This window comes from Rhodococcus sp. HM1, from assembly GCF_023218075.1.
Lineage (GTDB): Bacteria > Actinomycetota > Actinomycetes > Mycobacteriales > Mycobacteriaceae > Rhodococcus.
In genome coordinates, this window is sequence record NZ_JALPTB010000134.1 from 1 (window position 1) to 6,308 (window position 6,308).

At 67.4% G+C, this 6,308-nt stretch carries 8 protein-coding genes; 5 read left to right on the plus strand and 3 right to left on the minus strand.

Features of this window, described 5'->3' with window-relative positions; translation table 11 throughout:
• The 3 genes from M1M07_RS31640 to M1M07_RS31650 all read left to right on the plus strand — a co-directional run.
• On the plus strand, positions 1–744 hold a 744-nt coding region (locus tag M1M07_RS31640), incomplete at its 5' end, for an isoprenyl transferase (protein ID WP_248676682.1).
• Entirely contained in the window at positions 741–1,163 is a 423-nt protein-coding gene (locus M1M07_RS31645; RefSeq protein ID WP_248676683.1) for a hypothetical protein, read from the plus strand. The genes M1M07_RS31640 and M1M07_RS31645, both read left to right, overlap by 4 nt.
• Positions 1,160–1,774 (plus strand): hypothetical protein, encoded by a 615-nt coding sequence (locus M1M07_RS31650; RefSeq protein WP_248676684.1) that lies wholly within the window; start codon positions 1,160–1,162, stop codon positions 1,772–1,774. Before M1M07_RS31645 ends, M1M07_RS31650 begins: the two co-directional genes overlap by 4 nt.
• A 22-nt stretch (positions 1,775–1,796) precedes the next feature.
• Here M1M07_RS31650 and M1M07_RS31655 read toward each other — a convergent pair whose 3' ends face one another.
• A complete protein-coding gene (locus tag M1M07_RS31655; protein ID WP_248676685.1) occupies positions 1,797–2,225 on the minus strand; it encodes a Fur family transcriptional regulator in 429 nt (142 codons plus the stop codon).
• A 7-nt stretch (positions 2,226–2,232) separates the two neighbouring features.
• On the minus strand, positions 2,233–2,556 hold the full coding sequence (locus M1M07_RS31660; protein WP_248676688.1) for a metalloregulator ArsR/SmtB family transcription factor: 324 nt from the start codon (positions 2,554–2,556) through the stop codon (positions 2,233–2,235).
• A gap of 175 nt (positions 2,557–2,731) precedes the next feature.
• On the opposite strand from M1M07_RS31660, the gene M1M07_RS31665 reads away from it, so the two are divergent.
• On the plus strand, positions 2,732–4,123 hold the full coding sequence (locus M1M07_RS31665; RefSeq protein WP_248676686.1) for a glycine--tRNA ligase: 1,392 nt from the start codon (positions 2,732–2,734) through the stop codon (positions 4,121–4,123).
• A gap of 148 nt (positions 4,124–4,271) precedes the next feature.
• On the plus strand, positions 4,272–4,826 hold the full coding sequence (locus M1M07_RS31670; RefSeq protein ID WP_197252149.1) for an ester cyclase: 555 nt from the start codon (positions 4,272–4,274) through the stop codon (positions 4,824–4,826).
• On the opposite strand, the gene M1M07_RS31675 is transcribed toward M1M07_RS31670, so the two are convergent.
• Positions 4,823–6,154, minus strand: a complete 1,332-nt coding sequence (locus M1M07_RS31675; RefSeq protein WP_248676687.1) for a cytochrome P450 — start codon at positions 6,152–6,154, stop codon at positions 4,823–4,825. The two genes, M1M07_RS31670 and M1M07_RS31675, sit on opposite strands and share 4 nt — an antisense overlap.
• Positions 6,155–6,308: the final 154 nt, after the last annotated feature.

Genomic DNA, 6,308 nt, shown 5'->3' on the forward strand with positions numbered 1-6,308 from the left:
GCCCCCCACCCGTCCGGTGCCCGGCCCCCGATCCTGCAGCCCGAGTTGATCCCCCGGCACGTCGCGCTCGTCATGGACGGCAACGGCCGCTGGGCGCAGGAACGCGGACTGCCGCGCACCGCCGGACACGAACGCGGTGAGGCCGTGCTCATGGACACCGTCGAAGGCTGCATCGAGATCGGTGTCAAATGGCTCTCGGCGTACGCGTTCTCCACGGAGAACTGGAAGCGCAGCCCCGAGGAGGTGCGCTTTCTCATGGGCTTCAACCGCGACGTGATCCGCCGCCGCCGCGACGAGATGCACGAGATGGGCGTGCGGGTGCGCTGGGCGGGCCGCCGGCCCCGGCTGTGGCGCAGCGTCATCAAGGAACTCGAGATCGCCGAGGAACTCACCAAGGACAACGACGTGATGACCCTGGTCATGTGCGTCAACTACGGCGGACGTGCCGAGATCGCCGACGCCACGCGCGAGATCGCGCGACGCGTCGCGGCGGGTGAGATCGACCCCGAGAAGATCACCGAGGCGACGATCGAACGGTACCTCGACGAACCCGACATGCCCGACGTGGACCTGTTCTTGCGCCCGTCCGGCGAGCAGCGCACGTCGAACTTCCTGTTGTGGCAGGCCGCCTACGCCGAGTTCGTGTTCCAGGACAAGAACTTCCCCGACTTCGACCGCCGCGACCTGTGGGCCGCGTGTGTCGAATACGCCTCCCGTGACCGCAGGTTCGGTGGAGTCAAGTGAACGAACTGCGGGATCGGATCGGCGCGGCCCTCGCCTCGTTCGTCGACTTGCACGAGCCGTCGGTCGACGGTGACGACTCGTTCGGATTCGACTACGCGGGCGTGCCCTGTGCCCTGCGTGTGGTCACGCTCACCGAGGGGCTCGACGTCGTGTCGCTGACGAGCGTGCTGGGGTGGGACCTCGTCCTCGACGACGATCTGCGGGCCCGCATCGCGTCCGCGGCGGACGCGGTGCAGTTCGGATCGGTGCACGCGGTCGAGCGGGAAACCGACGCCGACGTGGTGCTGCGCTATTCCTTCCCGGTGACCGGACTGGGCGACACGGCTCTGACGACGATGCTGCTGCTGGTGCTCGGCGGTGCGGCCGACGCGCGCACCGCGATCGTCGAACCCGAAGCCGGAACCGAGGGGGAGCGGTGAGCAAGAAGAACGGGCGCAAGAAGGGTGCGAACAAGAAGCGGGCGGGTGCCGAGGTTGTGAGCACCGGGACCGCGGGCGGCGCGCAGTCGCTCGAGGAATTGTGGGCCGTGCCGGTGGACACCGAGGACGACGACGCATTGCGCGACGCGGTTCGACGGATCCTGGCGGACGTGCTCGACGAGGCGCCGGAACCGGACGAGGACGGCGACCTACCGATCTGGCTCGGTGATGTGATCACCTACGCGTCCGTCGACGCCGAGGACGCCGTCGTGGAACTGCGCACGTTCCTGGTCGAAAGGATCGCCGGACGGACCCGTGCCGCCGAGGTGCTCGGCGACCTCCAGTCCGAGTGGCCGGACTTCAAGTTCGTGCTGCACAAGGACCGGGTGACGGCCGAGCAGCGTGTCCCCGCGTCGCCGTTGGTCCCGATGCACCTGATCCGTGCGGTCGGGGCGATCGTGCCGCTCGTCGAGGAGGCCCGCGTGCTGGCGTCCCGCCTCGGTGGCGAAGCGTGCGTGTTCGACGGAGAGGGCACCGGAACCGATCGTGCGGTCGGCGGAAACCTGCTCGCAGACGCCGGGTGCGGCTGCGGAAACTGCGCCTGCGGCTGAGCCTCGGCCGGATACGTCCGGCTCAGCGCGACTGCTCGCCGTCCGCAGCGGCGCAGTCGCGGCACGTGCCGAAGATCTCGACGGTGTGGCTGACATCGGCGAACCCGTTGGACTCGGCGATCTCGTGGGACCAGCGCTCGACCTCCGGTCCGTCCACCTCGACGGTGAATCCGCAGGTGCGGCACACCAGGTGGTGATGGTGGCCCGACGAACAGCGCCGGTACAGCGACTCGCCGGTGTCGGTGCGCAGCACGTCGACGCTGCCGGCTTCCGCGAGCGACTGGAGGGTCCGGTACACGGTGGTCAGTCCGATGCCGTCTCCGCGCTTGCGCAGTGCGTCGTGCAGGTCCTGCGCCGACCGGAACTCCTCGATGTCCTCGAGCAGGGCCACGATCGCGCTGCGCTGCCTGGTGGAACGGACCCCGACGACGGGCTTGCGGGCAGAGGTCACGGCGAGGTCAACCTTCCTGAACGTGGGCGATGGCGTCGACGACGATGTGGGCGAGATGGTCGTCGGCGAGGCGGTACAGCACTTCGCGGCCGGACCGTTCCCCGCGCACGACCCCGGCCGACTTGAGCACCCGCAGGTGCTGGCTGATCAGCGGTTGCGTCACGCCGAGCGCCCCGACCAGTTCGTGCACGCAGCGTTCGGATTCGCGCAGTTGCAGCACGATGGCGATGCGGACCGGCGCGGACAGCGCGCGCAACAGTTCGCCGGCGAGCGTGAGCGTGTGGTGTGACGGAGGCGTGAGGTGTTCGTCCCGGCACTCGTGTTTGTCGATGGGGACGCTCAACGGTTCTCCTTCGACGGGCGGTAGTGTTAATGCAAACCGATTCCATTTTGATATGCACGAATGTGCATGTCAACCGGCTCGGAATTCGACCTGCAGGAGCGGAGCGATAGGCTTACCGGCGACGTATGTTGCGAACCACGCATCGAAGATGGAGAGAACCCGAGTGGCACCCAAATCCAAGATCGATACCGTCGCCAACCTCGCCAAGCGCCGGGGCCTGGTCTACCCGTGCGGTGAGATCTACGGCGGTACGAAGTCGGCCTGGGACTACGGGCCGCTCGGCGTGGAGCTCAAGGAGAACATCAAGAAGCAGTGGTGGCGCAACATGGTCACCAGCCGCGAGGACGTCGTCGGCCTCGACTCCTCGGTGATCCTGCCGCGCCAGGTGTGGGTCGCCTCCGGCCACGTCGGTGTGTTCAACGACCCGCTGGTCGAGTGCCTGAGCTGTCACAAGCGGCACCGGCAGGACCACCTGCAGGAGGGTTACGCCGAGAAGAACAAGCTCGACGATCCCGACTCGGTGCCGATGTCCGACATTCCGTGCCCGGACTGTGGCACCAAGGGTCAGTGGACCGAGCCGCGCGACTTCAACATGATGCTGAAGACGTACCTCGGGCCGATCGAAAGCGAAGAGGGCCTGCACTACCTGCGCCCGGAGACCGCCCAGGGCATCTTCGTGAACTTCGCGAACGTGCTCACCACCTCGCGCAAGAAGCCGCCGTTCGGCATCGGCCAGATCGGCAAGAGCTTCCGCAACGAGATCACCCCGGGCAACTTCATCTTCCGGACCCGCGAGTTCGAGCAGATGGAGATGGAGTTCTTCGTCAAGCCGGGCGAGGACGAGGAATGGCACCAGTACTGGATCGACTACCGGATGGACTGGTACACGGGGCTGGGCATCAACAAGGACAACCTGCGCCTGTACGAGCACCCGCAGGACAAGCTGTCGCACTACTCGAAGCGCACCGTCGACATCGAGTACCGCTTCCACTTCCAGGGCAGCGAGTGGGGTGAGCTCGAGGGCGTCGCCAACCGCACCGACTTCGACCTCGCGACGCACGCGAAGCACTCGGGCACCGACCTGAGCTACTTCGATCAGACGACGAACGAGCGCTACACGCCGTACGTCATCGAGCCGGCGGCGGGTCTGACCCGGTCACTGATGGCCTTCCTCGTCGACGCGTACACCGAGGACGAGGCTCCCAACGCCAAGGGCGGTGTCGACAAGCGCACCGTGCTGCGTCTGGACCGCCGGCTCGCGCCGGTCAAGGCCGCGGTGCTGCCGCTGAGCCGCAACGCCGACCTGAGTCCCAAGGCCAAGGACCTCGCCGCCCAGCTGCGCCGCAACTGGAACGTCGAGTTCGACGACGCCGGTGCCATCGGCCGCCGCTACCGTCGCCAGGACGAGATCGGTACCCCGTTCTGCATCACCGTCGACTTCGACACACTCGAGGACCAGGCCGTCACGATCCGCGAGCGCGACACCATGGCGCAGGAGCGCGTCGCGCTCGATCAGGTCGAGGGCTACCTCGCCCAGCGCCTGATCGGCGCCTGACCCGCCGAGCAGGACTTCGTGCCGGCCGGGCCGGGAGGCGATCGCACTCCCGGCCCGGTTCGGATGGTCGACTCCTCACGTGGGCGGCGGCGTGCGGCGTTAGCCTGAGGAGGCAACCGCCTCGTCGCACACCGTGCCTGGAGCAGAGATGCCCGATACCGGTAGTACCCCGACCACGAGCAGTACCCCGACCACGACTGTCACCGGCCCACCGACGGACGCCTCCAATGCGGATCTCGTCCGATGGGCGATCGGTCGAATCAACGCCGAGGACATCGACAGTCTGCGCAACCGTCTCTGGACGGCTGAGTCCGTCGTGTACTTCCCGACCGGGTCGTGTCGCGGCGCCACCGAAATCGGCGCCTACTTCGACCGCGTCTACTCCGCGGTGACCGACTTCGCCATGGAGATCTCGGCGATCGCCGAGTCCGGTGACGACGTCCTGGTCCACTGGCGTCTGAGCGGCCGCCACACCGGCACCCTCTTCGGGGTCGCCGGTACCGGGCGGCACGTCGAGCTCGAGGGTTTCGACCACTTCGTCCTCGCGGGCGGCAAGGTCGTCACCAACACGGTGCGCTACGACCAGATGGAGTTCGCCCGCCAGATCAAGATGCTGCCTGCCGACGGATCGCTTCCGGATCGCGTGACGAAGGCAATCTTCAACGCCACCACGCGGATAGCGCGCCTCGCGCGTCGCCGTTAGCGACCCCGAGCGACCACCGGTTCGGCGAGACCTTGTTCCTCGCACACGGCCTGGAGCTGCGCGAGTGTCGCGTCGAGGCCGGGACCGAGCCTCGGTCCGGGTGTGAAGGCAGCCGGGAGATGCCGCATCCCCTGGATGATGCCGATCGTCTCGTAGTGCACGGCTTCCTCTGCTGCGCAACGGAAGTCGGGCATCCGATCGAGGACGGCCAGAAGCATCCGCTTGAACACCGTGCGGGCCACGTTCGATCCGATGCATCGGTGGATGCCCAGCCCGAAACTGAAGTGCCGGTTGCCTTTCCGTTCGAGGTCGACGGTGTCGGGATCCTCGAACAGCGACGGGTCGCGATTGGCCATCGCCCACGACAGCCACAGTCGCTCACCTTCGCGGAGGTCGACACCGGCGTATTCGTAGTCGGCGCAGATGGTTCGGCCGTCTCCCGGGGTCGGTGTGAAATACCGCAGGAACTCCTCGGTCGCCGAATCGAGCAGGGTGCCGCGCTCGCGGTCGAGACGGGCACGTTCATCCGGATGCTCCGAAAGCCACTCGAACGCATGGGCGGTCAGGGCCGTCGTCGTGTCGAATCCGCCGCCGATCAACAGGTTCAGCATCCCGAGGATCTCGATGTCCGGCGGCGTCTGCCCGTCGATCTCGGCGCGGGCGAGTGCGTCGACCAGCCCCGGCCGCGGCGACTCCCGGACCTCGAGGATCGTGGCGAACAGATCCGTGCCCATCGCCCGGTGCAGTTCGAGCACCCGGTCGCGATCCGGCGAATCCGGCGGCGTGTACAGCGCCGCGTGGGCGGGTTCGCTGTAGACCTCCCACTTGTGCAGCGGAATCCCCAGCATCGCCAAGGTCAGCACGGCCGGAACGATGTTCGCGAGGTCGTCGACGAAATCGATGTGCCCGCTCGCGATCTTCTCGTCCAGGCACGCGTGGGTGACCTCGTCGACGAACGGGATCCAGCGCGCGACCGCAGCCGGTGACAGATACGGGTTGAGGATCTGCCGGTACGCCTGGTGTTCGGGTGGATCCATCTCGAGGATGCCCGAGCGGATCGGGTTCTCCGCGTGCGGGATCGTGATACCCACATAGCCGCGCCGGACCCCGTTCACGTCGTTGTCGTTGGAGACGACCTGCGACCGCGCCAGGTGGAAGACCTCCTCGGCGCCCGCGGCGACCCAGTGCCCGCCGTGGGTGTCGGTCCACGCCAGGGGACAGTGCGCCTGCATCTCCTTGGTGATCGCTTCGAACCGGTCGCGGTACTCCGGCGCGTGCCGATCGAAATGGAACCGCTTCTTCCCCTGCTCCGTGTTCGTCACGACCACAGCCCCCCGTCGGCGATGGGCAGAAGGCTAGCAGTACCGTCGCCGACGGGAACCGGATTCGCTGACTTCGGTCAGAAACGTCCGCCGCTGCTGCGGCCGATGCGGCCCGAGCTGCTGGGGCCGCCGAACGAACCGGGTCCGCGACCGCCGCCCC

Coding starts and splice junctions, on each gene's coding strand:
- M1M07_RS31670 (WP_197252149.1), top strand. CDS start 4,272: ATGCCCGATACCGGTAGTACCCCGACCACGAGCAGTACCCCGACCACG.